The sequence below is a fragment of the Arthrobacter sp. SLBN-122 genome, from assembly GCF_006715165.1.
Taxonomy (GTDB): Bacteria; Actinomycetota; Actinomycetes; order Actinomycetales; family Micrococcaceae; genus Arthrobacter.
The window spans coordinates 270,015-294,838 of the sequence record NZ_VFMS01000001.1 but is presented as its reverse complement, the minus strand read 5'-3'; the positions used below and the strand labels follow the sequence as shown (position 1 = coordinate 294,838).

Annotated in this window: 16 protein-coding genes and 1 pseudogene; 10 read left to right on the top strand and 7 right to left on the bottom strand. The window is 56.9% G+C overall.

Going from position 1 to position 24,824, the window contains the following annotated elements:
• Nucleotide 1: 1 nt before the first annotated feature.
• From FBY36_RS01340 to rfbB, 4 genes are read right to left on the bottom strand one after another with little or no spacing between them, the layout of a single operon-like run.
• Entirely contained in the window at nucleotides 2–412 is a 411-nt protein-coding gene (locus tag FBY36_RS01340) for a DUF2304 domain-containing protein (RefSeq protein WP_142116989.1), read from the bottom strand.
• An 8-nt stretch (nucleotides 413–420) separates the two neighbouring features.
• Complete coding sequence (locus FBY36_RS01335; protein ID WP_142116988.1) at nucleotides 421–1,152, bottom strand: glycosyltransferase family 2 protein; 732 nt, start codon at nucleotides 1,150–1,152, stop codon at nucleotides 421–423.
• Complete coding sequence (locus FBY36_RS01330) at nucleotides 1,149–2,573, bottom strand: sugar nucleotide-binding protein (RefSeq protein ID WP_142116987.1); 1,425 nt, start codon at nucleotides 2,571–2,573, stop codon at nucleotides 1,149–1,151. The genes FBY36_RS01335 and FBY36_RS01330 overlap by 4 nt, the downstream gene beginning before the upstream one ends.
• Before the next feature lie 3 nt (nucleotides 2,574–2,576).
• Nucleotides 2,577–3,575 (bottom strand): dTDP-glucose 4,6-dehydratase, encoded by a 999-nt coding sequence (gene rfbB, locus FBY36_RS01325; protein ID WP_142116986.1) that lies wholly within the window; start codon nucleotides 3,573–3,575, stop codon nucleotides 2,577–2,579.
• A gap of 56 nt (nucleotides 3,576–3,631) precedes the next feature.
• Between rfbB and rfbA the strand changes: the two genes are divergently transcribed.
• The gene (rfbA, locus tag FBY36_RS01320) at nucleotides 3,632–4,498 is read left to right on the top strand and encodes a glucose-1-phosphate thymidylyltransferase RfbA (RefSeq protein WP_142116985.1); all 867 of its coding nucleotides are present in this window, start codon (nucleotides 3,632–3,634) and stop codon (nucleotides 4,496–4,498) included.
• 120 nt (nucleotides 4,499–4,618) lie between these two features.
• Here rfbA and FBY36_RS01315 read toward each other — a convergent pair whose 3' ends face one another.
• Together FBY36_RS01315 and FBY36_RS01310 are read right to left on the bottom strand one after the other, a co-directional pair.
• Nucleotides 4,619–7,120 (bottom strand): GH25 family lysozyme, encoded by a 2,502-nt coding sequence (locus FBY36_RS01315; RefSeq protein ID WP_142116984.1) that lies wholly within the window; start codon nucleotides 7,118–7,120, stop codon nucleotides 4,619–4,621.
• A gap of 750 nt (nucleotides 7,121–7,870) precedes the next feature.
• Nucleotides 7,871–9,403 (bottom strand): glycosyltransferase family 39 protein, encoded by a 1,533-nt coding sequence (locus FBY36_RS01310; protein ID WP_142116983.1) that lies wholly within the window; start codon nucleotides 9,401–9,403, stop codon nucleotides 7,871–7,873.
• A gap of 302 nt (nucleotides 9,404–9,705) precedes the next feature.
• Between FBY36_RS01310 and FBY36_RS01305 the strand changes: the two are divergent.
• The 3 genes and pseudogenes from FBY36_RS01305 to FBY36_RS01295 form a co-directional block, all read left to right on the top strand.
• Nucleotides 9,706–10,614 (top strand): annotated as a pseudogene (locus tag FBY36_RS01305) (CpaF family protein); the annotation flags it as partial.
• A 186-nt stretch (nucleotides 10,615–10,800) separates the two neighbouring features.
• A complete protein-coding gene (locus tag FBY36_RS01300) occupies nucleotides 10,801–13,041 on the top strand; it encodes a P-loop NTPase fold protein (RefSeq protein WP_142116982.1) in 2,241 nt (746 codons plus the stop codon).
• Nucleotides 13,042–13,280: 239 nt separating this feature from the next.
• Entirely contained in the window at nucleotides 13,281–14,981 is a 1,701-nt protein-coding gene (locus tag FBY36_RS01295; protein ID WP_142116981.1) for a recombinase family protein, read from the top strand.
• Between the two features lie 13 nt (nucleotides 14,982–14,994).
• Here the strand turns inward: FBY36_RS01295 and FBY36_RS01290 are convergent, their stop codons facing one another.
• Nucleotides 14,995–15,567 carry a recombinase family protein gene (locus FBY36_RS01290; RefSeq protein ID WP_142116980.1) on the bottom strand — a complete coding sequence of 191 codons (573 nt, stop codon included), beginning with the start codon at nucleotides 15,565–15,567 and terminating at the stop codon, nucleotides 14,995–14,997.
• 156 nt (nucleotides 15,568–15,723) lie between these two features.
• On the opposite strand from FBY36_RS01290, the gene FBY36_RS01285 reads away from it, so the two are divergent.
• The 6 genes from FBY36_RS01285 to FBY36_RS01260 all read left to right on the top strand — a co-directional run bounded on the left by FBY36_RS01285 (nucleotide 15,724) and on the right by FBY36_RS01260 (nucleotide 24,822).
• Nucleotides 15,724–16,374 carry a hypothetical protein gene (locus FBY36_RS01285; protein WP_142116979.1) on the top strand — a complete coding sequence of 217 codons (651 nt, stop codon included), beginning with the start codon at nucleotides 15,724–15,726 and terminating at the stop codon, nucleotides 16,372–16,374.
• Between the two features lie 539 nt (nucleotides 16,375–16,913).
• On the top strand, nucleotides 16,914–17,390 hold the full coding sequence (locus FBY36_RS01280; protein WP_142116978.1) for a hypothetical protein: 477 nt from the start codon (nucleotides 16,914–16,916) through the stop codon (nucleotides 17,388–17,390).
• Nucleotides 17,391–18,522: 1,132 nt separating this feature from the next.
• Nucleotides 18,523–20,148 (top strand): hypothetical protein, encoded by a 1,626-nt coding sequence (locus FBY36_RS01275; RefSeq protein WP_142116977.1) that lies wholly within the window; start codon nucleotides 18,523–18,525, stop codon nucleotides 20,146–20,148.
• A 358-nt stretch (nucleotides 20,149–20,506) separates the two neighbouring features.
• The gene (locus FBY36_RS01270; RefSeq protein ID WP_142116976.1) at nucleotides 20,507–21,421 is read left to right on the top strand and encodes a YDG/SRA domain-containing protein; all 915 of its coding nucleotides are present in this window, start codon (nucleotides 20,507–20,509) and stop codon (nucleotides 21,419–21,421) included.
• A 108-nt stretch (nucleotides 21,422–21,529) separates the two neighbouring features.
• On the top strand, nucleotides 21,530–23,491 hold the full coding sequence (locus FBY36_RS01265) for a type I restriction-modification system subunit M (protein WP_142116975.1): 1,962 nt from the start codon (nucleotides 21,530–21,532) through the stop codon (nucleotides 23,489–23,491).
• Nucleotides 23,488–24,822 carry a restriction endonuclease subunit S gene (locus FBY36_RS01260; protein ID WP_142116974.1) on the top strand — a complete coding sequence of 445 codons (1,335 nt, stop codon included), beginning with the start codon at nucleotides 23,488–23,490 and terminating at the stop codon, nucleotides 24,820–24,822. Before FBY36_RS01265 ends, FBY36_RS01260 begins: the two co-directional genes overlap by 4 nt.
• Nucleotides 24,823–24,824 lie beyond the last annotated feature (2 nt).

Here is a 24,824-nt window from a genome sequence, read left to right as displayed (position 1 = left end):
TTTAAGCAGTGGTTTCGGGCGGCCTTCCGGGGCTCCGTACTTCACTGGTTGGGGTAGATTGCTTGCGTGTCCGACGTGTTTCAAGTTCCTGTACCTTGAGCCGAAGAATACCTACTTCTTCAGCCAGGACCCTGATCTCGTCTTCGCCCTGGGACTGCTCGAAGGACAGATGAAGGCAGACCAGGACGAGTAACAGCAGTGCCATCGCGAACAGCAGGTTCGAAGGTACCTGCACGCCGAGCACACCACTGGCCCAGAAAAGCAGCTGTGGGAACGCAACGAGGACCAGCATTCCGATACCGATGATGATCCAAAGGACAGCGTACTTTTCCCTCAAGTGACGCCGCCGCAGCATCTCGAAGATGATGAGCAGAATGACCAGCACAAAGATGAAGCCAACAAGGGTGGCCATGTGAACTCCTAGTTGGATGACGGTTCGTTCTTCTTGCGCGTTAAAGCGAAGAGGAGGGCAAAAGCTGACCGGCCGAGGTAGATCGCGGCCTTCACCGGATCATGGCTGGGCGTCCCGCCCTGGCGTTCCCGCATCGAGACTCCAACCTGGCGAACGGTACAACCGGACCGGATGGCAACAACCAAGGAATCTATAGTGTCCCCAAGGTATTCGGCAGGGTAGTGGTCTACATACTGGCGGATAGCTTTTGTGTTGGCGGCGCGGAACCCTGAGGTTACGTCGGTGAGCCGGGTTCCTGCGATTTGCGATATTGTCCACGCCAGGACGTTCATGGCCCATTTACGTGGTCCACGGACAGCATAGTTACCCTTGTCGGCAAAGCGGGCCCCGATGACGATGTCCGCCTCCTGAAGCCCATCGAGGACTGCTTTGATGTCACGGGGATCATGCTGGCCGTCCGAATCCACTTGGATGACCTGGCTGTAGCCGTGCATTTTTGCGTATTTAAAGCCGGTTCTCATGGCGCCACCGACACCCATGTTGAAGGGGAGCTGGACAACCAGAGCGCCTGCCTCGCGGGCCACCTGAGCCGTGTTGTCCCGCGATCCGTCGTCCACTACCAGGACGTCACAACCCGGACCGAATTCAAATACCTCACGGACTGTGTTGCCGATAGCCTCGGATTCGTTCCAAGCCGGCATAATCACAAGAGTGCGGTGCACTTGCTCTCCAGAAGTCATGCCTTATCGTTTTCCGACTTGAGATATTCGGCCAGCCGCTCGTTGGCGTCCCCTGGATCGAAGCCTGTTGAACGCGCTTTCGCCAGGCTGAGGGCGCTGGAAAGCGGCCTTGGGGCTGCCTCTTTGTCCCTGAAGTAATCTGCGGTTGTTACACCCGTGACGTCGCTCCGGGAGCCACCGGACAGCTCGTATACATCCGCGGCAATATCAGCCCAGCTCTTTACAGGCCCGTCATTAGTGAAGTTATACGTGCCGTAGGGGGCGCTCCTGCTCAGCAGGTGCCGAATGAAGGCTGCAATGTCTTCAGTGAAACTCAGCCGGCCCGTCTGATCATTCACAACTGAGGGTTTGACACCTTTACGCGCCAGGTTGGCCATGGTGCGCACGAAGTTGTTGCCTTCTCCAATAACCCAACTGGTCCGGACAATGTAGTGACGGGGAACAACGCTGACCACCACGTCTCCGGCGGCCTTGGTCTGCCCGTAGACGCCGAGGGGAGTGAGCGGCTCGGTCTCGTCATGGCTGTCCTTGGTTCCGTCAAAGACGTAGTCCGAGGAGACCTGGACAAGGGTCAGATTATGCTCGACGGCGGTACGGGCCAAGTGCGCCACGGACGTTACGTTGATGGCCCAGGAGGAGGCGCGTCCTTCTGCCGTTTCTGCCGCGTCGACGGCAGTATAGGCGGCAGCGTTGATGATGGCGGAGTAGTTCTTCCAGTTCCTGTTCGTGAAGCTGTTCTCACTGGTGAGATCAAACTCAGTGCGACTTGCGAACTCGACTGACGTGTCGCCGTCGTACTGGGCACGAAGCGCTTTGCCCAGTTGCCCGTCGGCTCCTACCACCAGAATCTTCCTGGCGGGCATCGGAGCGACGTCACCCATGCGCGGGTGCGCCTTGTCCTTGTCCGAGAGTTCGGCGTCTGCAAGTGGAATGGGCCATTCGATTGCAGCTGTCTCATCTGCCAGATTAAGGAAGGTGTATTGCCCCTGCGCGTCAGCAGACCAGTGGTCGTTGACCAGGTACGTGTAGGCCGTGTTGTCCTCAAGTGTCTGGAACGCGTTGCCCACTCCACGTGGAATAAATATCGCTTGGCTGGGGTCAAGTTCGGCCGTGAAGACAGCACCGAAAGAGGGGCCTTCGCGAAGATCCACCCAAGCTCCAAAGATGCGGCCCGTGGCTACCGATATGAACTTGTCCCACGGCTCGGCGTGGATCCCGCGGGTGGTGCCGGCCTTTTCGTTGTAGGAGATGTTGTTTTGGACCGGCCGGAAGTCGGGCAGTCCGAGAGCAACCATCTTTTCCCGCTGCCAGTTCTCCTTGAACCATCCCCGGTTGTCGCCGTGGACCGGAAGGTCATAGAGAACGACGCCGGGAATGGGGGTTTGGTGGGCAGCAAGCTTTTTCGAGAACTCCAAAGACATGGATTACTGGCCCTGTTCCTTGTACTTCGCCTCGGTTGCAGCCTTCTGCGGGCGCCACCAGTCCTCGTTGTCCCGGTACCAGGCAATGGTGGCTTCGATGCCTTCGTCGAAGTTGGAGAACTGCGGTTCCCACCCAAGCTCATCCCGCAATTTGGTGGAGTCGATGGCATAGCGCAGGTCGTGCCCTGGCCGGTCGACGACATGGTCGTAGGCATCCGGGGCGTTGCCCATGTGCTTGAGGATGAGCTCAACAACCTCTTTGTTGTTCTTTTCCCCGTCGGCACCAATCAGATAGGTCTCGCCGATCTTCCCATTTGCGATAATCGCGAGCACAGCTGAAGAATGGTCGTTGGCATGGATCCAGTCCCTTACGTTCTCGCCCTTGCCATAGAGCTTGGGACGAATCCCGTCGATAACGTTCGTGATTTGCCGGGGAATGAACTTTTCCACGTGCTGGTATGGACCGTAGTTGTTGGAGCAGTTGCTGATAGTGGCTTGCAGGCCGAACGAGCGCACCCACGCCCGGACCAGGAGATCAGAACCGGCCTTGGTGGACGAGTACGGGCTTGAGGGGTTGTACGGCGTTTGTTCGGTGAAGCGCTCGGGGTCATCCAACTCCAGATCTCCGTAGACCTCGTCGGTTGAGATGTGGTGGAAGCGCTTATTGTGCTTTCGCGCTGCTTCAATCAGCGTGTAGGTGCCGATGATGTTGGTGTCCAGGAACGGGCGCGGGTCGTGCAGGGAGTTGTCGTTGTGTGACTCGGCAGCGTAGTGAACAACGACGTCGGAAGCGGCTACGAGACCGTCGACAACCGCGGCGTCCGCAATGTCGCCCTGAACGAAGTCGAACCGTTCCTGCGGAAGGCCCCGCAGCGACTCAACGTTGCCTGCGTAGGTGAGCTTGTCCAGAACCGTGACGTGGTCTTCGGTGTTTTCCAAAACGTAGTGGACAAAGTTCGAGCCGATAAAGCCGGCTCCGCCGGTCACGAGAAGTCGCTGCATAATTCCCTAGACTACCGGATTTGCTGCTGCTCTTAGCGAAGGGAAAGATGGGGGACATGCGCGGAATAATACTTGCCGGCGGAACCGGCTCCAGGCTTCATCCCATCACGCTGGGTGTCAGCAAGCAATTGGTACCGGTCTACGACAAGCCAATGATCTACTACCCACTGTCGACGCTGATCTTGGCAGGTATCCGGGACATCCTTATCATCACCACCCCTCACGACGCCGAGCAGTTTGAACGGTTGCTGGGGGATGGGTCACGCTTTGGCGTCTCCATCACCTACAAGCAGCAGCCTTCTCCTGACGGGTTGGCCCAGGCGTTTGTCCTCGGCGCCGACCACATCGGTGACGACAGTGTCGCTTTGGTCCTGGGTGACAACATCTTCTACGGCCAGGGAATGGGAACCCAGCTGCGCCGATTCAAAACCATCGACGGGGGAGCAGTCTTCGGATACTGGGTCAAAGACCCGTCCGCTTACGGTGTGGTGGAGTTCGATGACAATGGCAAGGCACTCTCTTTGGAAGAGAAGCCCGCAGCACCCAAGAGCCATTACGCCGTTCCTGGGCTGTACTTCTATGACAACGACGTCGTTGATATCGCCAAGAATCTGAAACCCTCTGCCCGGGGCGAACTCGAAATCACCGACGTTAATCGTGTCTACCTTGAGGCCGAAAAGCTGCAGGTTGAAATTCTGCCACGTGGGACGGCGTGGCTCGATACCGGGACGTTCAATGACCTCAACGACGCCTCGAACTTTATACGAACGGTTGAGAACCGGCAGGGCCTAAAGATTGGTGCCCCTGAGGAAATTTCATGGCGACTCGGGTTCCTGACCGATGACGAGCTTCGCGAAAGGGCCGAACCCCTGGTCAAGAGCGGCTACGGGGCGTACCTGCTGGAACTCTTGGCTGAAAAGTAGAGTTTCCGGGACATGAACATAGAAAAAGGTTGAAGCGACGCTTCAACCTTTTTCTATGCCTGTTGCCTGGACCAGCCGTTTCAGTGGTGCCTGCTGCTTCCCCAGCAGGCACCACTGCCGTTACCGGCGCGTGGTGCTGACGCTTGTCCCGGTGGTCGTGCTCCAGGTGATGGATCCGCCCTGATAGTTCTGGAAGCAAGCCCCGTTTGCCAACGTGCAGGACGTCGCCGCGATGGGGTAACCCAGGAAACTGTTTTCATATCCCAGGCTGCCGTACCGTACACGAATGGCGCCGCTGCTGGGCTGGGCTCCCGTAGATTGCGACCACAGCATGGCTCCTCCTTGGAAATTCTGGTAGCAGCCACCGTCACGTAGACCGCATACTACGGCGCCTGTGGGATACCCCAACTCGCTCAGTTCATATCCCATGGAGCCCCACTTGGATCTGATGGGTCCGTTGGGACTTAGCTGTGCCCCCGTGGCGGGGGACCAGAGGATGGCCCCGTTTTGGTAGTTCTGGTAGCAGCCTCCGTCTTTCAGGCCGCAGACTTGGTTGCTGGTGGGGTATCCGAGTGGACCGTTCTCGTTCCCTGTTGTGGCCCAGAGTGTGCGGATTGGTCCTGAAAGGCTGGGTTGGGCGCCGGTGCCGGGGGACCAGAGGATGGCCCCGTTTTGGTAGTTCTGGTAGCAGCCTCCGTCTTTCAGGCCGCAGACTTGGTTGCTGGTGGGGTATCCGAGTGGACCGTTCTCGTTCCCTGTTGTGGCCCAGAGTGTGCGGATTGGTCCTGAAAGGCTGGGTTGGGCGCCGGTGCCGGGGGACCAGAGGATGGCCCCGTTTTGGTAGTTCTGGTAGCAGCCTCCGTCTTTCAGGCCACAGACCTGGTTACTGGTGGGGTATCCGAGTGAACCGTTCTCGTAGCCTGTTGTGGCCCAGAGCGTACGGATTGGTCCTGGCAGGCTGGTTCGGGCACCGGTGGCAGCGGACCAGATAACCGCCCCGCCTTCGAATTCCTGGTAGCATCCGCCGCTCACCAGGCCGCACGTTTGAGGGCCGGTGGGATATCCCATAAGACCGCTCTCGCCCCCTTGCTGAAGCCACAACGTGCGGATTGGTCCAGTGGGGCTCAATTGGGCTCCAGTGGCCGGGGACCAGACGGTGGCCCCCTTTTCGAATATTTGCCAGCATCCCCCGTTTTTTAGGCCGCAGACTTCATCGGCTGCAGGGTATCCCAGCGGTCCCGCTTCCCGGCCGGAAGCGCGCCAGGCTGACTCCATCTCGCCCCAAACGATGTGGGTTCCGTTGGCCGTTGAGGTCGCGATGCTGCCTGTTTGAAAGCTTTGGAAGCAACCGCCGTCCCGAAGTCCGCAGATCGTGTCGCTGGTGGGGTATCCCAAGGGTCCAGCCTCAAAGCCGGTCTTTTGCCAAGCTGTCCGGATAAGACCGTTGAGGCTGAGTTTGGCCCCAGTGCCTGGCGACCACAAGATCGCGCCCGACTGGAAGTTCTGGTAGCAACCTTGGCTGGATAGACCACATACCTGCCTTTCCAGTGGATAACCCATGGGTCCGTTTTCAAACCCAGCGCTGGCCCACGCCGTTCGGATGGGTCCCCTGACGCTGACTTGCGCACCGGTGCCTGATGTCCAAATGATCGCCCCATTCTGGAAGTCCTGAAAGCAGCCGCCGTTCTTCAGGCCGCAGATGACAGCAGACGTGGGATAGCCCAGTGTTCCGTTTTCAAACCCGGCTGCCTGCCAGGCAGTCCGGATCGGACCCGCGGGGCTCGGCTGCGCTCCGTTGGCAGGCGACCAGACCACTGCACCATTTTGGTAGCTCTGGTAGCACCCGCCGTCGCGCAGACCGCAAACTATTGCCGATGTCTGGGTTCCCAGTTCCGGGGTGCGACCTCTGACGTCGCTTATGCCCTGGCTGGCGGCCGGCGGAATGGCGGTTCCAGCGAAAGCCTTGAGCCCGGCGTAGTCCCCGTTCCACACGTTGGAGTCACCCGCGAAAGGCCCAGTGCTGCTGTATTGCCAAATGCTGTAAGTTCCCCAACTCCCAGTGGGAATGGCGCCAGCATCGTTAGTGGCAGAGTATGGGTAGGCCGCAACCCACAAGGGATAGTCACCAAAACCAGCGGGATTGCCAAGGCACTGATTCCACCAGTTGGTGTTCGTGTAAATTACAGGCAGCCTCCCCGTCAACGACCTCATGGTGTTGCCGAAGTCCTGGACCCAGCTTGTCAGTTGCGCCTGGGACATGCCGTAGCAGGTGTTGCCAAAGTAGAAGCCATTAATTGTCCGGCCCTCATAGGGGTTGAACTCGAAGTCGAGAACGGGCGGCATGGTGTAACCGTCCCCAGACCAGCCGCCACCGTTCTGAACGAAATAGCGTGCCTGGTCTGCTCCGGAAGACCAGTTCGGGATAGCAAAGTGATACGCGCCCCGGATCATGCCCACGTTCCGGGCTCCCTGGTACTGGGAGCTAAAGAGGTCGTTTGTGAAGTAATTTCCTTCGGAAGCCTTGACGTAGGCGAATCTGGCTCCCATATTCCACTGTTGCTGCCAGTCGACACTGGTCTGGTGTCCGCTCACGTCAAGCCCTTGGACGCCAAACGAGGGCATCCACGTGCCTTCTGTTGCGAGTGACTCCGCACTGAGTTTTTGGACGGATGCCGACGTCGAAGAAGAGGTTACGCGCTTAGACCTTTGCCCCATTTCCGCTCCACCCGGCCCAATGGCCTGGGCCATTGACTCAGTAGGGGCCGACGCCGGCGAACTGGCTTCGATGGAAGGTTGCGGCGACGCAGTGGTAGTTGGCGTCGGTGCTGCAGTCAATTCCGTCGCGGACGGCGTTGGCTCAGACGACGTCGACGTGGATTGTGGCGGAAGGGGTGTGGGACTGGGCTCCACAGCGATGGCCGCTCCGGCTTGACCAGGCCCACTCAGCAACGATAGGGCCAACAGGGCCGTCCCGAGGGACTTCACGACGGACTGAGACGGGTTCCGCTTCATATGTGCTCCGGAGACAATGGGGCGCTCCCCGGAGCGCCTCTTTGGATACTGCTCAGGTGATTTCCCCCAGGAAGGCACCTGATAGTGCTATTTCGATAAATAACGCGCTCACCATAGCACCTGTGTTACTAGGGGAACCAGTGATTCTAGTGTTACCAGTGTGAATCCTGTGGTCATGCAAGTGGAATCTTGAGCTTTACTGAGGAAAATCTTGAGGTTCCTCAATCCCCACAGGTGACGTTCAAAGCACGTTGGTGTCGAGACGGAGGGGAACCTCCCGCAGCCGATCTTCAATTCGCTGCTCGAGCTCGCCGACGCAGCCGGCAGCGGGAGTTCTTCGCCACTTCTACAAAGGTGTGCCTATGTTCGAGTCCACAAAGTGACCGTATGCGCTGGGCCACTCGACGCCGAAGTGGGTTTGAAGCCAACGTTGGTCAGCTGAGCAGCCCACTTGCTGTCTTGGCCAACTTCCGTCACCAACCAGATGTGCGACGGCAGGGGAGTGCCTGTTGAGAAGCCGACAATCGGCACGTCAACAGAAATCGGGTAGTCGAGCGGAGCCGGATGCGGTTGCGCGATGTCTACGAGGTCACCAAAGTCGGAAGGGTACAGGTCCATTGCGCTTCGGGCGGTATTAGTCCCGCCGGGACTTGGCTCGATGAGCAGCCCATCCCCGCGCTTCGCCTGATCACGCAGGCTTGAGGCTATGAATGAATAGTCATTCGCGGGCATTTTGGCGTACGGCTCGCGTTGCGAGACGATCAAGACCAGGCACCCGACAGCCAGTAGCAACGCGATCAACTGCTTGAGGTAAACCGGCAGGAGCATGATGCACTCGGCAAGGAGCATTGCAAAGAACGGGGTAGACGATGTGAAGTAGCGGCCCAACACTACTGGCTCAGCCACAATTGAATCAGCCCAGAGAACTCCTACGGCGAGCAAGGGTGGTACGGCAGCCAAGGCGAGGCGTGCCCTGGGTAATGGTCGTTGACCTGCGAGCAACGCGATAAGGACGGTCAGCGCGGCGAGAATCGAAAGGGATACCGCGACGGAGGCGAGTAGAAGGCTGCTTCGCGGGTCCAGGCGGGAGGGGAACCACGCCTCTACCAGCGCTTGATTGGGAATATTGAAGGGAGCGTTTGCGATCCAGGAAACCTGTTGCTGCTGGTGAACCCCAACCATCGCGAGAGGGAGGCAAACTATCCCTGATACAACACTCGTGGCAACGAGGGATAGCTTCAACCGTCTGGGAAACACGACTATGGCGACTAGGACGAGTCCGATTATGGGCAGCGCGGCAAAGAGATGCGCTCCGACAGCGCCGATCATCGAGAATCCGAGCAGTACCCAGTACCTGGCTGACTTACCTTGGTGCAGCTTCACGACTGCCAGCAGTGCAAGCGCAGTGAATGCGGCTGACATCGCATAGGGGCGCGCTTCGATCCCCATGGCCGTGACCCTTGGCAGCAGAGCGAAGCAGGCTGCATAAGACAGTTGGCTTTTCCACCCGGCTACTGCCCGGCCCGTGGCGGCCATGGCAGCCGTACCAACGCCTACTGCCAGCAGACTAGGTAGTTGTAAGGCAAACGGTGTGAGTCCGGTCATCTTGACCCAGAAATGTATGAAGAGATAGTACGGTGCGAAAACGCCGTCTATGTGCTGCCACAACTGGAGCATGTCGGCGACCGAATACTTGATAATGTGAGCGGTCGCAGCTTCATCGAGCCAAGGCGAGGGAATCCAGGAGCCGAGGAAACTAACGAGAAATCCGAGTAGACCCAGAAGAATACTGCTCCAAATGGGCCTGCGGCATTCAGCAAGAAACGACCTTGGGGCCTTTCCGAAGGCGGCAGTCGACGCCCTGGAGGGCCGGTCCTGGATCAGTGAAGTCACGAGCTTGTATGCTACTCGCTCATGCACTGAATACGCGTATCGACGCCTGTGACCTCGGGGGACGGACGGCGGGCATGACCCGGTAAGACGCCCTTTTCGTGTTGCACGCGCAACGACTAATCCTGATAGTAACTACGGGAGTCCTGTGGTCTCGTCGCGGAATCTTGTAGTTCTCAGCGAAACCTGCTCTTCGTCGGTTATCCACAGAGTCATCGAATGACTTGTTGCGCCGGGGTCCTCTACTTAGGCTGTAACCCAGTCGCACTGCCTCCGCCGGGGGCGGCAGTTGTATGGGGGAACATATGGACGCGCTGGGAATAGTCGAGGACGAAGTCCGGGAGCTCATCCGCCGCCGGGGGCTGGATCCGCTCAGGCAGGCCGGCGAGGTCCGGCGGTTGGTCGAGGCCGCGGTCACTGACTATGACCAACGGGCACTGATGGGGCCGCTCCCGCCGCTTGGTCCCCTTGATGCAGCCCGCCGGTTTCTTTTCGACGCCGTCGCAGGGTTCGGGGTACTTCAACCGCTCCTCGACGATCCCTCGATCGAGGAGATTTGGCTCAACGCACCCAACGAGATCTATGTGGCGCGCAACGGCGAATCAGAGCTGACATCGGTGAGTCTTACGGAGCAGCAGGTGCGTGACCTCGTGGAGCGAATGCTCAAAAGCTCCGGTAGAAGGCTCGATATGTCGTCGCCGTTTGTCGATGCTGCGTTGCCGGACGGCTCCAGGCTGCACGTCGTTATTCCAGACGTGACCCGCCGCCACTGGGCCGTGAACATTCGCAAGTTCGTCGTGAAGGCCAGTCGTCTGGAACATCTGGTGGAGCTGGGAACGCTGACCCCGCAGTCAGCGCGATTTCTGGGCGCTGCAGTATCCAGCGGACTCAACGTCCTCGTGTCGGGGGCCACCCAGGCCGGCAAGACCACGATGTTGAACTGTCTGGCGGCCAGCATCGGAAGCCGGGAGCGTGTCATTACTGTCGAGGAAATCTTCGAATTGCAGTTTCCGCTCCGTGACGTAGTAGGTCTGCAGTGCAGGCAGCCGAACCTCGAAGGTGAGGGCGAAATTCCACTTCGTCGGCTGGTGAAAGAGGCGTTGCGCATGCGCCCCGACCGGCTCGTGGTGGGGGAGGTGCGGGAAGCCGAGAGCCTCGACATGCTGATTGCACTTAATAGTGGCCTTCCTGGAATGTGCACCGTCCATGCCAGTTACAGCAAACCCACGACGGCCCCCTCCTTCTCTGCCGGTTCCGGAGGGGACCTGCGAGTCTGCGACGAGATGCAACGACTGGCGCCGTATCCTTAGCCCACGTCCCGCTTCTGGGGCGCAGATGTAGTGTTTCGGTCGTGGGTTCAGAACCACGAACACTGATCGTTTGAAGACGAGGGAGTGGCAATGGGTGCGACGGAGGCATGGGAGGCCGTCGATGGCATGAAAGCTTCTAATCTTCTCGACCTCTACACTGAGATTGCCGACTCGGATGACTATCTTCCCTACGTGGAATTTCGGGGGTCGTTGGACCGCCGCATTCAGGAGACGTTCCCTGAAATCCTTGAACAACTAAAGCCGGAGATTGCATCTTTCATCGCAGCGGAGGAGACTGCTATCGCAGTGCTGCGGCGTAGGCCATCCAGACTTCGCTGGGTGGCGCTTGTGGGGGTTTGTGCATCTGTTGGAATCATTGTTTTTAGCCTTGGCGCCAACATACAATATGGCCTAGACGAGGTTTCTCGTTCGTATCCTGTGTTGGGGATCGTCCCAGCGTTCGCGACACTAGGCTTGCTTATAGCGCTAATAAATGTGCTTGGACTAGCTAGGATAAGAGCGAAGCTTAAACAGCTCAACGCGACTCTCGCTGTACAAATCGCAACCGAGGAACTGGTAGATAAAGCCCGAACACTCGTTCAGGAAGCCTTTTCTCGGACTTTAAATGAGGTGCTCGGTCCCGAAGGCAAACTAGCTTTCCCAACTGACGCGCCGCGCCTCGTCGAACTCGGAACCTCAGTCGTGGTTCCTTCTGCTTCGGGCCGTTTCTTGCGGGATTTCATAGCAGGTCACGCCTCTTCGGCGATCGGAATTGCCGGACCTCGCGGTAGCGGCAAATCAACTTTGATGCGAGGCTTGGATAGCGACCCGAAAACTAGCTTGCGGGTGGTGCCGATGACCGCGCCGGTCAGGTACGAACCCATCGACTTCGTACGTCGGCTCCACCGGAAGGTCGCTGAGGACGTACTAAGTCAAGTCGAAAGCAGCAGTACCACTCGGAGTCCTGCGCAGCAACGACTTCGTGTTTTTGGCGTTCGGATCACTGTCGCACTTCTGGTCGGATTCGCTGGCTTGAGCCTCATATTATGGGATTTACTCCCCTACAAACCTTCACTGGGTGAAGGGATGGGGGCGGCAAGCATTCTAGGCGTCGTTGCAATTGGATCAGCTCTATTAGTCGGGCTTACCGCAGTCAGCGCCGCGAGACCATTGCTCGCCAGTGTCTCCGAAAAGTCATGGAGAATCTTCCGCAATCCGTTTCGTCGGCTGACTCACGTCGCGCTAGCTCCTGCTCCTAAGCTTGCCCCTGACGTCGCCCGGACGGCGATTAGGCGTATGCAGTTCGACTCGGAGTCGAACTCTAAGAGCAAGAATGCTTTCAAGCTGATGGGTGGACTCTTGGGGCTGGAAGACGAAGACTCCATAACCCTGAAGGACCGAGCCCTATCCCATGCCGATATTATGAACGACCTGCGGGCGTTGCTCGCCAAGTACGCCCGAGACGAATATCCCACCCCAATAGTGGTTGCCATAGATGAGTTGGACAAGATCAGTCTCACAGAGGACCTGATCGATACGGTGAACGATCTGAAAGACCTGTTCCACATTGACGGCGTTCACTTCGTGGTTTCAGTTTCGACCGACGCTCTACACACTTTCGAGCAGCGTGGTTTGCCGTCGAGGGATGCATTTGATTCATCATTCGACACGATTGTTAGAGTTCCGCCGCTTACATTGGCGGAATCACTTAATGTACTTTCCGCACGCGCGGAGGGGTTCCCCCCGATAGTGGGCGCGTTTTGTCATGCATGGTCGGGAGGTCTGCCTCGCGATCTTTTGCGTGTCGCGAGGAGATGCGTGGAAATTCATCGGGATCGCAAAGCATCATCGATCGACGTTTTTGTCAGGACTGTCGTCGCCGAGGATATTCTGGCCATTATTGAAGGTAGGCTGCGGGCGGCGGCTACGGCAAAGACTTCGGCGGAAGACCGGGCTGCTCTTTGCGCGCTTAGGGAAAGGGCACGCAGTTTGGGGCTTCATACGACCCGCACTAGCAGTCTTGAAGGGCACAAACGTGTGAGGAAGGACTTGGAACCGAAGCGAAGAAAAAGGTGGTCTTTCCTCGTTGACCGTAACGCCGCTACAACGCCCACCCTCGATCCAGCCCTCGGCAGCATCGCGTCGGTGACCAGCCTAGGTGAGGCTCTAGTTCACTACTTTGAGACAACGGTCGTCGTGTCCGCAGACAAGTGGCTAACTCCAGATGAAGGCGTTTTCGAAGCTGCTGCACTTGCTATGGCGTACCGAGGTGAAGCTGATGAATTGCGACTGGAAGTTTTCCAAGACGCCGTTAGGCGCCTTGCGGGATAGATCAGGCGGGCACCTCTAGACCTAGACTCGCAACCGAGCCGGTTCCCTTGTCCAATAACCAAATCCGCCGACTAGCTCGCATATGCGAACGTTCATTTGGCGCCTTGAGATAGCTGCTCCGATCTATTCAACGATTTGCTGCTTCTGATTGGTAGGACCACTCACGCAGTTTCAGCAAAAGCGGGTTCACCGCTTTCAACCTCCCAGTGGTAGGGGCAAGCCGTGGATAGAATCGGCCCATGCGAGTTGCCATCTACGCCCGAATCAGCGACGACCGTTCGGGGAAAGCCGTCAACGTGGCAGCTCAGATCAACGAGTGCTTCGGAGTCGTCCAGCGCATGATGGCGAACGACAGTCAGGTCGTGCTCGTACCTGACACGGGGGAAGTACAGACTGTCGGCTTCAATACCCACGGAGCCTTCTTCGATAACTCCATCAGTGCGTCCAAGTACACAAAGCGGGAACGTCCTGCTTACCAGCGCTTGCTTGCTTTAGTGAAGAAGGCTGAAGTAGACGCGATTGTCTGTTGGAATACCGACCGGCTGTACCGTCGAACCTCTGAACTCGTTCAGCTCACCCAATTGATAAGCAACCAAAAGCTGACACTCTACTCCGTACAGGGCTCGCGGCTTGACCTGTCCACTTCCGATGGGATCATGACCGCGTCGATTCTCGTTGCGGTGGCTCAGAAGGAGTCCGACGCCAAATCAGAGCGATTGATCCTCAAGAAGCGCACCCAAGCTAAATCTGGTCTGTGGAATGGCGGCAGAGTGCCGCTCGGCTATAAGTCGGTACCAGCAGATGGTCAGGAGGTGCTCGTCAATGTTGTTGATGCTATCGAAGATGACGAAAAAGTCCTTGTAGAAAAATCAAAACTCGTACCCCACCCCGTAACTGGTCCCGCTCTCCAGCGAGCCGTTGCGAACATTCTCGGGGGCAAGACATTCACTGAAGCCCTGCTCCAATTCAGAGCTGAAACAGGTATGAATCAGCTCGAACATACTTCGTTCAGGAATGGTTTGATCGGCCCGAGCATCACCGGGCGACGCATGCATATAACGCAGGCTGACCGTGGATCGTTGTCCACCTATCAGATACTTACGACACCGAACTTTCTTGAAGACAAAGTGACCATGCATGAGGCGCGATGGGATGCTCTGGTCACCATCCCGGATTGGGAAGACCTGCGAAGAAAACTGGTGAACGCTAAACGGGGTAAGCGCCCAAGCAAAAGCCTTTTAGGCGGCCTTGTCATATGCGCCAACTGCGGTGGAGTCATGGCTTACGACGGCGAGGGATGGGACGCCAAGAAGCAACGGAAGCGGTACGCGTCCTACCGCTGCTCGCGGACAAATGCCGTGAAGTGGAGGAAGGCACCGTCATGCGGCAACATGCGAGTTGGTGCTTTGACCCTTGAAAAGGAAATCATCAAACTCTACCTCGGGTGGGTCGAGTACGAGATGATGGACGGTCGAATTGGCAAGAATGCAAACAATGCTAACAACGACTCCACCATAATTCAGCTCGAGAATGAGAGGGCAAAGCTTGCCGCAAGGCTCGACAGCATGCTGATCATGCGTGCTGATAGGGAAATGTCAGCAGAGGAATTGAAACGGAACCGCTCAGACATCGACGTCAGAGTGGGTGTTATCACTGAGGAAATCGCTGCACTCCGGGACCATGCAACAACCAATGCGCAGCTAATGGACGTAGCGGAATTTTGGAAGACCCTATCTAAGAGTCAGCAGCACGAGCGCATCAGGCTGGGTATCGAAGCGATCATCATCGGCAAGAGTCAGCCGTACCCCGGCCCGAGCCAAAAGACCGGGCACAGCAATACCCTGAACGCGAAGCGCATCAAATGGATCGAATGGGTGAACCTAGAGAAGGAGGAACTGAGAAAACCCGGCACTGCTCGGCTGTCGCTGGTAAAGAACTAGGCCTACCCGAGAGCTAGATCGAAACCGATTCGTTCTGTAATTCGAGGTAGCGGTAGATGGTCTGTCGTGAAACGCCCATCGTCGCGGCAATCGACGTGACGGACATCTTTGCCTCGTAGAGCGCCTTGACCTGCTGTGCCTGCCCTACGGTGAGTGACGGCTTCCTGCCACCCACGCGACCCCTTGCGCGGGCTGCTGCTAGCCCCGCCGAAGTGCGCGCGATATTCTGGTCTCGTTCTAGGGTAGAGAACGCTGACGCTATCGTCAGGAACGCCCGGCCCATTGGACCATCTGTCGAGATGCCATCCGTCAGCGACCGAAACGCGCAGCCCTCTGCGTCCAGCTTCTCGACAAGTGTGAGCAGGTTCAAAGTGTTTCGGGCGATACGGTCAAGCTTCCAGACAACAATGGTGTCGCCGGGACGTAGGTTCCGCAGCATCTCATCGAGACCGGGGCGCTCTGCCTTGGCTCCCGAGATGCCCTTGTCGGAGTAAATCTTGACGCAGCCAGCTTCTTTCAATGCGTCGAGCTGGAGGTCCAAGTTCTGTTCAAAGGTGCTGACGCGAGCGTAACCGAGAAGTCCCATGACCAGAGTGTTTCATAACTCGTAAATGGTGTCTACAAAGTTGACAATGATTCTGAGACGGCTTTTGTGACACTGTTTGCAATACGAACTGCGTTGGTGTCGAGTGTGTCCGAGAAGGATCGTTTGCGGACACCCGGCTCCGGATACTATGGCCGAATGATTTCCGACTCTGTTCCATGGCGGTACGAACTCTGGCGCATAGCCAGACGGCTGGAACGGAAGACCCGCCAGACTCATTGGACGGAACGGTCAAGCTTCCGCGTCGAGAAAGACCTTATGATGGCGGGCTACGCAATACGAAGACTCCTCGAAGCTCGCAAACTCTCGGATAGGCTCGCCGCAAAACAGATTCCAATCGCGCGGCACCAGCGCATCGGACCACTACCTGACGTTTACAACCGCCACGAGATCGATGTCATTTACGACCTCGCAAATCCCATCAAGGCCCAGATCACCCTTGCCAAGCTATGCAATGTGATCGTGCACAGTTTCGTACTCGTCCATAGCTGCAAAGAGATCGACGAACCCTACGTGGGGGATGACGGTGTAGAGGTCGAAGGTGAATACCTATTCAACGGGTACTTCCTCTCGTCGGAGAACGAAAGGGGCAAGCACTGCTATTTCCTCGAAGCCAGCACGCTCATTTCCTTGTGCAGGACCATTGCTAGCGAGGATGTCGTCGGCGTTGATATGAGGAGGGACCCGGATGGAGTCATGCACATCTCTCGCGTCATCTCAAGTACTGACCCGGAATGGATGGAAGAGATTCAGATGAAGAGTCACGAAGCAACGCGCCACTACTCATGATCGGTAGCTACACGGAAGCCGAACTGATGGAGTTGGCCCGGTCGGAACGATGGCAGGATCAGGTCACTGCTGCTACGCGAACCAACATCACGGCAGAAGTGCTCGATGTCCTCATGGTCCCCCGTCTTCACCACAAGGTGACACTTGCTTTGATCTCCCGGTGTGACCGACGAAAAACTGTCATAGCTCGCTGAGCACACCGACTCACCCCATGCTCTTGGACGCATCGTCGGTCATCCTAAAGCCAGAACCGGCGCTGAAGATGATCCGTGACCGCGCAGCGGGGGAAGAACGGGAAGGATGGACTCACCTGCGGCGCTTCGTCGGCATCATGCGAGCCAAGCGAGGGGTAATCGAGGAGGACTAGAGTCGCGCCATTGTTGAGCGCTGTCGGGATGTGTACGTATATCAGGACGGGAAGTCATAACTGCCGGATAGGATCAGGCGCACATCTTCAAATGGGGGAGCGGCAGCGGGAGAGCAGCTGAAGAAAAAGAGCGAATTGCCGGTAGTGAAGTCGCGGAATATAAGATTTCCTGATGGACTTTTTAGCTTTTTGGATGGCGCTCGGCGCGGCGATCATTTCGGTCATTGCCCTTTGGTACAACAAGCGTCAGGCGCACGCAGCGGAAACCTCGGCGACAGCCGCCGAGAAATCTGCGACAGCGGCAGAGAAGGCGGAGCAGCGCGCTCTCACTCTCGAAAGGGCCATGGGTTATCGCTGGGAGATAGTCAGCAACGGTACGGACCGCTATCTTATCTTCAACGCCGGGACTCGTGATGCCCATGAGCTGGACGTGGCTCTTCCTGAATTCATGGCAGGTCAAGAATTGCACGTCGAAAAAGTGCGTCCTCTCGAAAAATATGAGTTCCATGCGCGCGTCAAGCCGGGTCTTCAGCAGGCGGTAGGCCCGCAGCTCCCGCGATTGGCGACTATCCGCTGGGAAGATCGCACGGAGGGGAAGCCTGTCCACCGGGTGCAAGAGACAACGCTTCAAGAGCATAATCCCGCTTAAAACCCAAAAGACCCCCACCCAGCCCGAGAGGGAGAGCGGGGGTCTTCTTTTTGGAAACATCCGGCTTTTCAATTCGGATAGGGAACAGCTTATCGCCTAGACCTCGTCCCGTCCCGGTGTGTCATCGGGAGCGAAGTACTTGGCGTGGGTGCGAATCCAGCGGCGAAACGAATAGCCATAGCCCCTTTGTGCATTATCGAAGGAGCAGTCAGGGGAATCGCTGCTCTTACCAGCCCTGCGGAGGCTCTCCACGCAGCACCGGAAAGAGGGATAGACCTACGCACTCGAAGACCGCTATTGCACTCGCGCCTTCCTTGCAGGAGACAGTCCCTGAGTGATACTTGGGCAGTAATCGTTGCGCTGAGCTAGCAGGGGGACTGCGATGAACCGATCGCTGTGGGCATCGTCAATTCTTGCTTTGGCAGTGTGTCTATCCGGGTTTGGGGCTCTATCGGTGTGGTGGTTTTCCGGGTCGCATCCCAGCAGTCTTCCGGGGCTTTTCGATTACCGCAGCGCGACTTGGGGAGATGGGCTATTCCTACCCTTGTTCGCTGGTGCCCTTGCATGGGCAAGTTCGAAGCTTCCTAGGCCTGACGGGTATTTACTTCGAGGGTCCGCAGGATTTGTCGGGGTTTCCTCGGGAGTGGTGGTTGTTGTTGTCTGGATGACTGACGCTTCCGTACAGCCTAACTGGACGATGCCGCGTGCTCATCAACTGAACGCAGCGGGGTGGTATCACGCGGGTTTTCTCATCGGCGCCGCCGGGCTGCTCGCATGGCTTTGGGCAGATTTTGTTCAAAGGTTGCGAAACGCCTTTTCAAACCCATCTACGGTCGCTAAAGGTAGGACTGTACTAACCTCCGGAGCCGTCGCCATTGCATGGGGGGCGTTCATCGCGTACTGCTTTGTCGCGGGAATAGACAGCGGTGCAGTAGGACTGACACAAGCTGGGCAGGCCTCGCTCGTGTCTCTCTGTGCTTCGCTATTGGTGCTGGGCTCGTCGATTATGTGGGCTGTAGGCTGGCGGCATTTCTTGAGCACGTGCCTGTCCCTAGCGGTTGCCGTTCCTGTCGCCGTTGCCCTCCTTACAGTGACTCTCTTCTGGAGTGCCAGCCTCGTTACCCTCCTATTCGTGATTGCGGCGGCTGCTTTTGGGCTCGCAGTTGGTCTCTCGCCTCAGCGATTTCCCGACGCCACAGGCACAGCGACGAGTGTCGCTGGAATTTCCACTCTGGAATTAGTTGCGGGCGCGTCCCTTTACGTCTCTCCCGCTGTTGTTGCGACTCATTCCAGCATTGATCAGCCGGTCTCTCTCCTGTTTCTCCTCAGCGCGGTGGTGGGCGCAGTATGGTGGCTATTGGTCGTCCGCAGGCTGCGTCGCGGTGTCTGGTCCTTCAGAGAGGACTACCCATGGATAGTTACCTCGGCAGTATTTCTCGTGGCCACATCCGGGGCCACCGCGTTGTCGGGCAGCCCAGACCTGTCTGAAACTGCAACCGGTCTGGTTTTTGCAATACTGGGAGCCATTCTGGCGGGCCCAGCGATCAAAGTGGGAAAAACGGAGTTGCAAAAGCTCACCGTCATCGAATCCAGCCCGGAATACCTTGGCAACGGTTCTAGCCCCACAATTATGCAGAAGCCGGAAATCGTGCGAATCTACTGGCGCTTGGCCGTGACCGGGGTGGGTGCGCTGTGCTCCATTGTTGCACTCGCACTTCTCACGTCTTACACACTCGGATGGAATAACGGATCAGCAGGTCTGCCTTGGTCGGTGGGGGTTGTGCTCGGGGCCATCGTCACCACTCTAGGCGGCATCGTCCTACTCCTTATTTCGGATAGGGGCGCCCGAAGGAACGCCTTAGACGGATGGAGAACCAAAGCCACTGTATCCATTAGCCTCGCCTGTTGTTTGGCTCTCGTCGTACCGATCCTCGTGCAAGTGCTGGACAGTGCTTACTTCGACTTATGGGCCGCAATCCAAAGCTTCCTTCTAGCTCTTTTCGCCGGAGAGTGCATCCTCAGTAACGGGCTCAGGATGGGGCTCGTGCGGCCAACATTAGGATCGAAATTAGATTTGGTGTCAGTTGTTGCTAGCATCTTCGCCGCCGTTTATTGGTCCCTAACGGTAGCGATTGGCCGACCGGATGCGCCCGTGCAGGTGCCGCAGTCTCTACTTGGCTTTGCGGGGGCATACTTGGTTGTTTTTGCACTTACTGTCGGTGCGACCGTAAGCATCCATGGCAGTTCCGAACCAAAGAACTGGACATGGGGAGATCGCCGGAAGGGAGCCGTTCAGGACTCGCTAATGCTGCTGCCCATGTGGCTGCTCATGGCATGGTTGCCGCTGACTATCTATGCCCATATTCCGTCCCAGAAGAACTTGCTCTATGGACCCGCCATAGTGGCTCAGATACTGGTCGGCTTCATTGCCCTTTACGTCGGGGTTTTGGTATGGATAACGGGTGTCAACAATGGCCATGTGGGTCGGACGATCGCAGGCATGGGTTTGGCCGTGCCCGCCCATTTCAGAGAAGATGCCTCTCATCTAAATCGAATGATGGCCCTTCCAATGCGAATAAAGGACTACAGGTGGCATGTTCGTGGCCGGGATGATCGTGACCGACGAGTTCGCGCTCTCAGTACACATACAGCCGTGCAGGACATGCTCGCTTTCGCTATTGCTGCCTTCACTGTTTTAGGTTTCTTTTGGCTTCTCCCCGCTGACGTTGAAGGGGCGCCCGCTCGCCTAGATGCTTAGCGGACGATGTCAACTGTTGCAGAACGGCTAAATAACGAAGGAAGACTTGATGGTGCAACGAACTAATAGTGCGACTCACGCACCTCGGATTCTTGATGTCCTGTCTCAGCAAGACAACGGGGAACTCCATACAGGACAGCTGGTCTCTGCCATTGAAAAACAATACGGTTCCAAACTTAATGGAACTGACCTCCGCGTGCCGCTGAGCGAGCAGGATAAGGTGCGTCCGCGCCCAAATTGGGTGATACGACTAGCTGCGACCAAGTCCTACTTGCGCTCAAGGGGCTGGATCGAGGACTCGCCCCGTGATACGTGGCGAATCACGGAGAGTGGCCGAGCCTTTTCAAGGGGTGCAGTTATGACAGCACAGGTCGGGGAACCGAGCAGGTCAACCGGCATCACGTATGGGGACTTACCGGGTTACCCTGCTCCGTGGGAGTTTGTGAATCGCCGGGCGGCATTCCTAGCTGGTGTTCATCGGCAGACACAGGCTGGCATTTCCGGCGGCGCCGAAGGAGTTGATGCAATTTGCCTTTCCGACGGGTACACGGACGACGCCTTTGATGGAGACCTGATCACGTACACCGGTTTCGGTGGGCAGGACGCAAACACACGGCGCCATATTGCAGACCAACAGCTCGTCAGGGGCAACCTCGGACTGGTGCGCAACTACGAGTTGGAACGTCCAGTGAGGGTTCTCGTCAAGAAATCTGTGTTGACGAGAAACCGACAAGACAACAGCTACATCTACGCCGGACTCTACGTAGTCGTCCATTGGGATTGGGCACTCCGGGACGGATTCAAAGTCCTCGTCTATCAACTTAGATCTCTGATCGGCCAAACCGAGGCTGGACTCCTTTCTTCCCTTGCCAGCCTGACAGGAGGCGCCGAGGAGCCGGAGCGGCGCGGGATCACGACCAACAGGATTGTTCGCGACTATAAGATCGCGGAGGAGGTCAAGAAGCTCTACTCCGACGTCTGCCAAGTCTGCGGTACTCAGCTGCGCACGTCAGTTGGAACCTACTCGGAAGCGGCCCATATCAGACCCCTCGGAGCCCCCCATAACGGTCCAGATGTGCCGGGCAACATCCTATGCTTATGCCCGAACTGCCATAAGAAGTTTGACGGGCATGCCTTGACGATCAGCGAGGACTGGCGCGTCTACGATCTGGGGCACCCGATCGGAGCGCTGAAGCGGAATCCAAGGCACGGGATCAGCATGGACCACGTCGCCTACCATCGGGAAAGCTCCCAGTCTTCTAGCCGTCCCTAATGCGCCTTTCGTATCACACCTCTTTGCTGCCAGCCATGAAATAGCAGGCGTTGGGCCGGGATAACATGACATCCACTACCTGCTCAACCAAACTCGCCGGGGGACCCCTTGTCCGACCAGAACTACGCCAACTTCATCTGGAGCATTGCTGACCTACTGCGCGGTTCTTACCGCCCACACCAGTACGGGTCCATCGTCCTTCCGTTCACCATCCTGCGCCGTCTCGATGCAGTACTGGCAGAGACGAAGGACGAGGTGCTGGCGGAGTACGAGAAGTCCAAGGACGTCGGCATCCCACTGACGGTGTTGCTGCCCCGGAAGTCCAAGCACGCTTTCTACAACACGTCCAAGTACGACTTTCAGAAGCTGACGGGGGACGCTGACAACATTCGAGCGAATCTCTTGGACTACGTGAGCAAGTTCTCAGACAACGTCCGCGATATTTTCGAGAAGTACAAGTTTGAAGAGCGTATTGAAGAACTAGACGGTCACGGCCTCTTATTCCTGATCGCACAGGAGTTCGCCGCCATCGACCTTCATCCCCGCGTTGTCACGAACACTGCTATGGGACTGATCTTCGAAGAACTGATTAGGAAGTTCGCCGAATCTACTAATGACGGAGCAGGGGATCACTACACGCCTCGTGAAGTTATCCGGCTTATGGTGGATATCCTTTTCGCGCCAGACGATAGCGACCTCGACAAGCCGAATATTGTCCGGTCCATTTACGATCCGACCGCAGGGACCGGCGGAATGTTGTCTGTTGCGGACGAGCACATCCGAAAGATGAACCCCGATGCCACGCTAACCCTCGCCGGTCAAGAACTTAACCCGGAGTCGTATGCCATCTGCAAGGCAGACATGGTGATCAAGGGGCAGGACGTGGGAGCAATCGTCCTCGGCAATACGCTGACTGATGACGGACACGCTGGCAAGACCTTCAACTACTGTCTCTCCAATCCACCTTTCGGAGTCGCTTGGAAGAAAATCAAGACAGCCGTGGAAAAAGAACACAAGGAGGAGGGCTACGAGGGGCGCTTCGGACCGGGACTCCCACGAGTCTCCGACGGCTCGCTCTTGTTCCTCATGCACTTGATCAAGAAGATGCGCCCCGTACGAGACGGTGGTGGTCGTGCTGCCATAGTTTTGAACGGTTCACCGCTTTTCACAGGCGGTGCTGGTTCGGGCGAATCAGAGATTCGTAGGTACGTCTTGGAAAACGATTTGTTGGAAGCGATCATCGCTCTTCCCACAGACATGTTCTACAACACGGGCATTTCCACCTATGTCTGGGTTTTGTCCAACCGAAAGTCCGAGGAGCGCAAGGGAACCGTCCAGCTCATTGACGCCTCTGGTGACCAGTTCTTCCAGAAGATGCGTAAAAGTCTTGGTGACAAGCGCAAGGAACTAGGAGAGAAACATATTGAGCGCATCGTTAAGCTCTACGGCACTTGCGACACCAATTCCGACTACAGCAAGGTACTAAGAATTGCCGACTTTGGCTACCAGACGATCACGATTGAGCGACCCCTCCGGACCAACTTTGCCGTCACCGAGGATCGCGTAGCCTCCGCTCTCGAGTCCAAGGTTTTGGCGAAAGTGACTGAAGGAGAAGCAGACGCAATTCGTGAAGCTCTGGCGAAATTGAACCCCGAACAGGTTTGGGTAAGTCGCGAAGACTTCTTGGCTGACATCCAGTCGGCACTCAAGAAAGCTGGTTCGAGGCTCAGTTCGCCGCAGCTCAAGGCGCTCGTGACCGGGCTTGCGGCCCGTGACGAATCAGGCGGCATTGTAATTAATGCTAAGGGCGCGCCGGAAGCTGATCCCGAATTGCGGGACACGGAAAATGTGCCACTTACGGAGGACGTTCAGGCGTACTTCGAGCGAGAGGTTCTGCCATTTGCGCCCGATGCGTGGATTGATGCTTCGAAGACGAAGGTTGGCTATGAAATCCCGTTCACGCGCCACTTCTACAAGTATCAGGAACCGCGCTCTCTGGAAGCCATCGACGATGACCTTGACGCCGTGCTCGGACGCATCCGGGCACGCCTAGAAGCGGTGAAGGCATGAGTAAACTTCAACCCCACTCGGAGTATAAGGCCAGTGGTATCGAGTGGCTTCCGCGAATCCCAAAGCACTGGCATCTGAACAAGATCAGCCGTATTTCAAAGTTGACGGTGGGATGGACGCCGCCCACGGGCGAGGCAAGCTCCTTTGAGGGAAACAACTTGTGGGCAAATATATCGGACCTCGGTCCTCGGGTCTTATCTGATACTTCCAAGCGCATCAGCGATGATGCTGTTGCAACATCGCGAATTACGATGACTCCAAAGGGCAGCCTGCTTTTCAGCTTCAAGCTGTCCGTCGGGCAGGTGTCTTTTGCGGGCCGTGACATGTACACCAACGAGGCAATCGCTACGTTTTTGGAGACCAAAAACATAATGCTTCAGTACGCGTACTATGCCTTTCCTCTCTTTATCGGTGAGAACGCCATTGAGAACATCTACGGAGCAAAATTACTGAATCAAAGTCTCATTGGACAGGCCCGTATTGCTCTTCCTTCAGTGGACGAGCAAAAAGCAATGGCGACATTCCTCGACGCCGAAACTGCGGAGATTGACACCTTCATCGAAGATCAGAACGAACTCATCGAATTGCTAAATGAGCGACGGGCCGCAACGATCACGAAGGCTATTACCAAGGGACTTGACCCAGACGTCCCAATGCAAGATAGCCACGTGGAGTGGCTGGGCAAGGTTCCTGCATCTTGGCATGTATCTCGCATCGCCCGATACTACGATGTCGTGCTAGGAAAGATGCTTGACGCCGGACAGGAGGTGCATCCTGACGCCGAGGTTCTGCCCTACATTCGCGCCGCGAATATACAGGACGCTGGGTTGGACTTGTCCGTTGTGAACTCCATGCCATTTACTCCGGATCAAGCCGAGAACCTCTCTATAAGATCAGGTGACCTCCTTGTTGTCGAAGGCGGAAAAATCGGAACCAGTTACCTCGTGCTTCACGACATGGATGGATGGAGTTTCCAGAAGACCGTCAATAGGGTGCGGAGCAAGGGAACCTCTCTCACTTCCTTTCTGCAATATGTGCTCCGCTCACTCAGGGACTCGAACGTCCTTGGCGTGCTCTGCAATGTTTCTACAATCGCTCACCTCACAGCAGAGAAGTTGCTGAACCTCAGGGTGCCAATCCCACCTCCCCGAGAGCAGCAGGCGATTGTTGACTATCTCAACTACGAGACAGGGGAGATCGACGCTGCGATTGCTGATGCCAAGGAAGCAATCGACCTATCCAAAGAGCGCCGCGCTGCCCTTATTTTTGACGTCGTGACCGGCAAGGTCGATGTTCGGAGTCACATTACTGCTGAGGTTGGGGCTGCATAAGA

Excerpts from the sequence above, each read along its gene's own strand:
- FBY36_RS01315 (WP_142116984.1), bottom strand. The coding sequence starts at position 7,120 with ATGCCCTCGTTTGGCGTCCAAGGGCTTGACGTGAGCGGACACCAGACC.
- rfbA (WP_142116985.1), top strand. The coding sequence starts at position 3,632 with ATGCGCGGAATAATACTTGCCGGCGGAACCGGCTCCAGGCTTCATCCC.
- FBY36_RS01280 (WP_142116978.1), top strand. The coding sequence starts at position 16,914 with ATGGACTTTTTAGCTTTTTGGATGGCGCTCGGCGCGGCGATCATTTCG.
- FBY36_RS01290 (WP_142116980.1), bottom strand. The coding sequence starts at position 15,567 with ATGGGACTTCTCGGTTACGCTCGCGTCAGCACCTTTGAACAGAACTTG.
- FBY36_RS01295 (WP_142116981.1), top strand. The coding sequence starts at position 13,281 with ATGCGAGTTGCCATCTACGCCCGAATCAGCGACGACCGTTCGGGGAAA.
- FBY36_RS01335 (WP_142116988.1), bottom strand. The coding sequence starts at position 1,152 with ATGACTTCTGGAGAGCAAGTGCACCGCACTCTTGTGATTATGCCGGCT.
- FBY36_RS01285 (WP_142116979.1), top strand. The coding sequence starts at position 15,724 with ATGATTTCCGACTCTGTTCCATGGCGGTACGAACTCTGGCGCATAGCC.
- FBY36_RS01270 (WP_142116976.1), top strand. The coding sequence starts at position 20,507 with ATGACAGCACAGGTCGGGGAACCGAGCAGGTCAACCGGCATCACGTAT.
- FBY36_RS01340 (WP_142116989.1), bottom strand. The coding sequence starts at position 412 with ATGGCCACCCTTGTTGGCTTCATCTTTGTGCTGGTCATTCTGCTCATC.
- FBY36_RS01260 (WP_142116974.1), top strand. The coding sequence starts at position 23,488 with ATGAGTAAACTTCAACCCCACTCGGAGTATAAGGCCAGTGGTATCGAG.
- FBY36_RS01330 (WP_142116987.1), bottom strand. The coding sequence starts at position 2,573 with ATGTCTTTGGAGTTCTCGAAAAAGCTTGCTGCCCACCAAACCCCCATT.
- FBY36_RS01300 (WP_142116982.1), top strand. The coding sequence starts at position 10,801 with ATGGGTGCGACGGAGGCATGGGAGGCCGTCGATGGCATGAAAGCTTCT.
- rfbB (WP_142116986.1), bottom strand. The coding sequence starts at position 3,575 with ATGCAGCGACTTCTCGTGACCGGCGGAGCCGGCTTTATCGGCTCGAAC.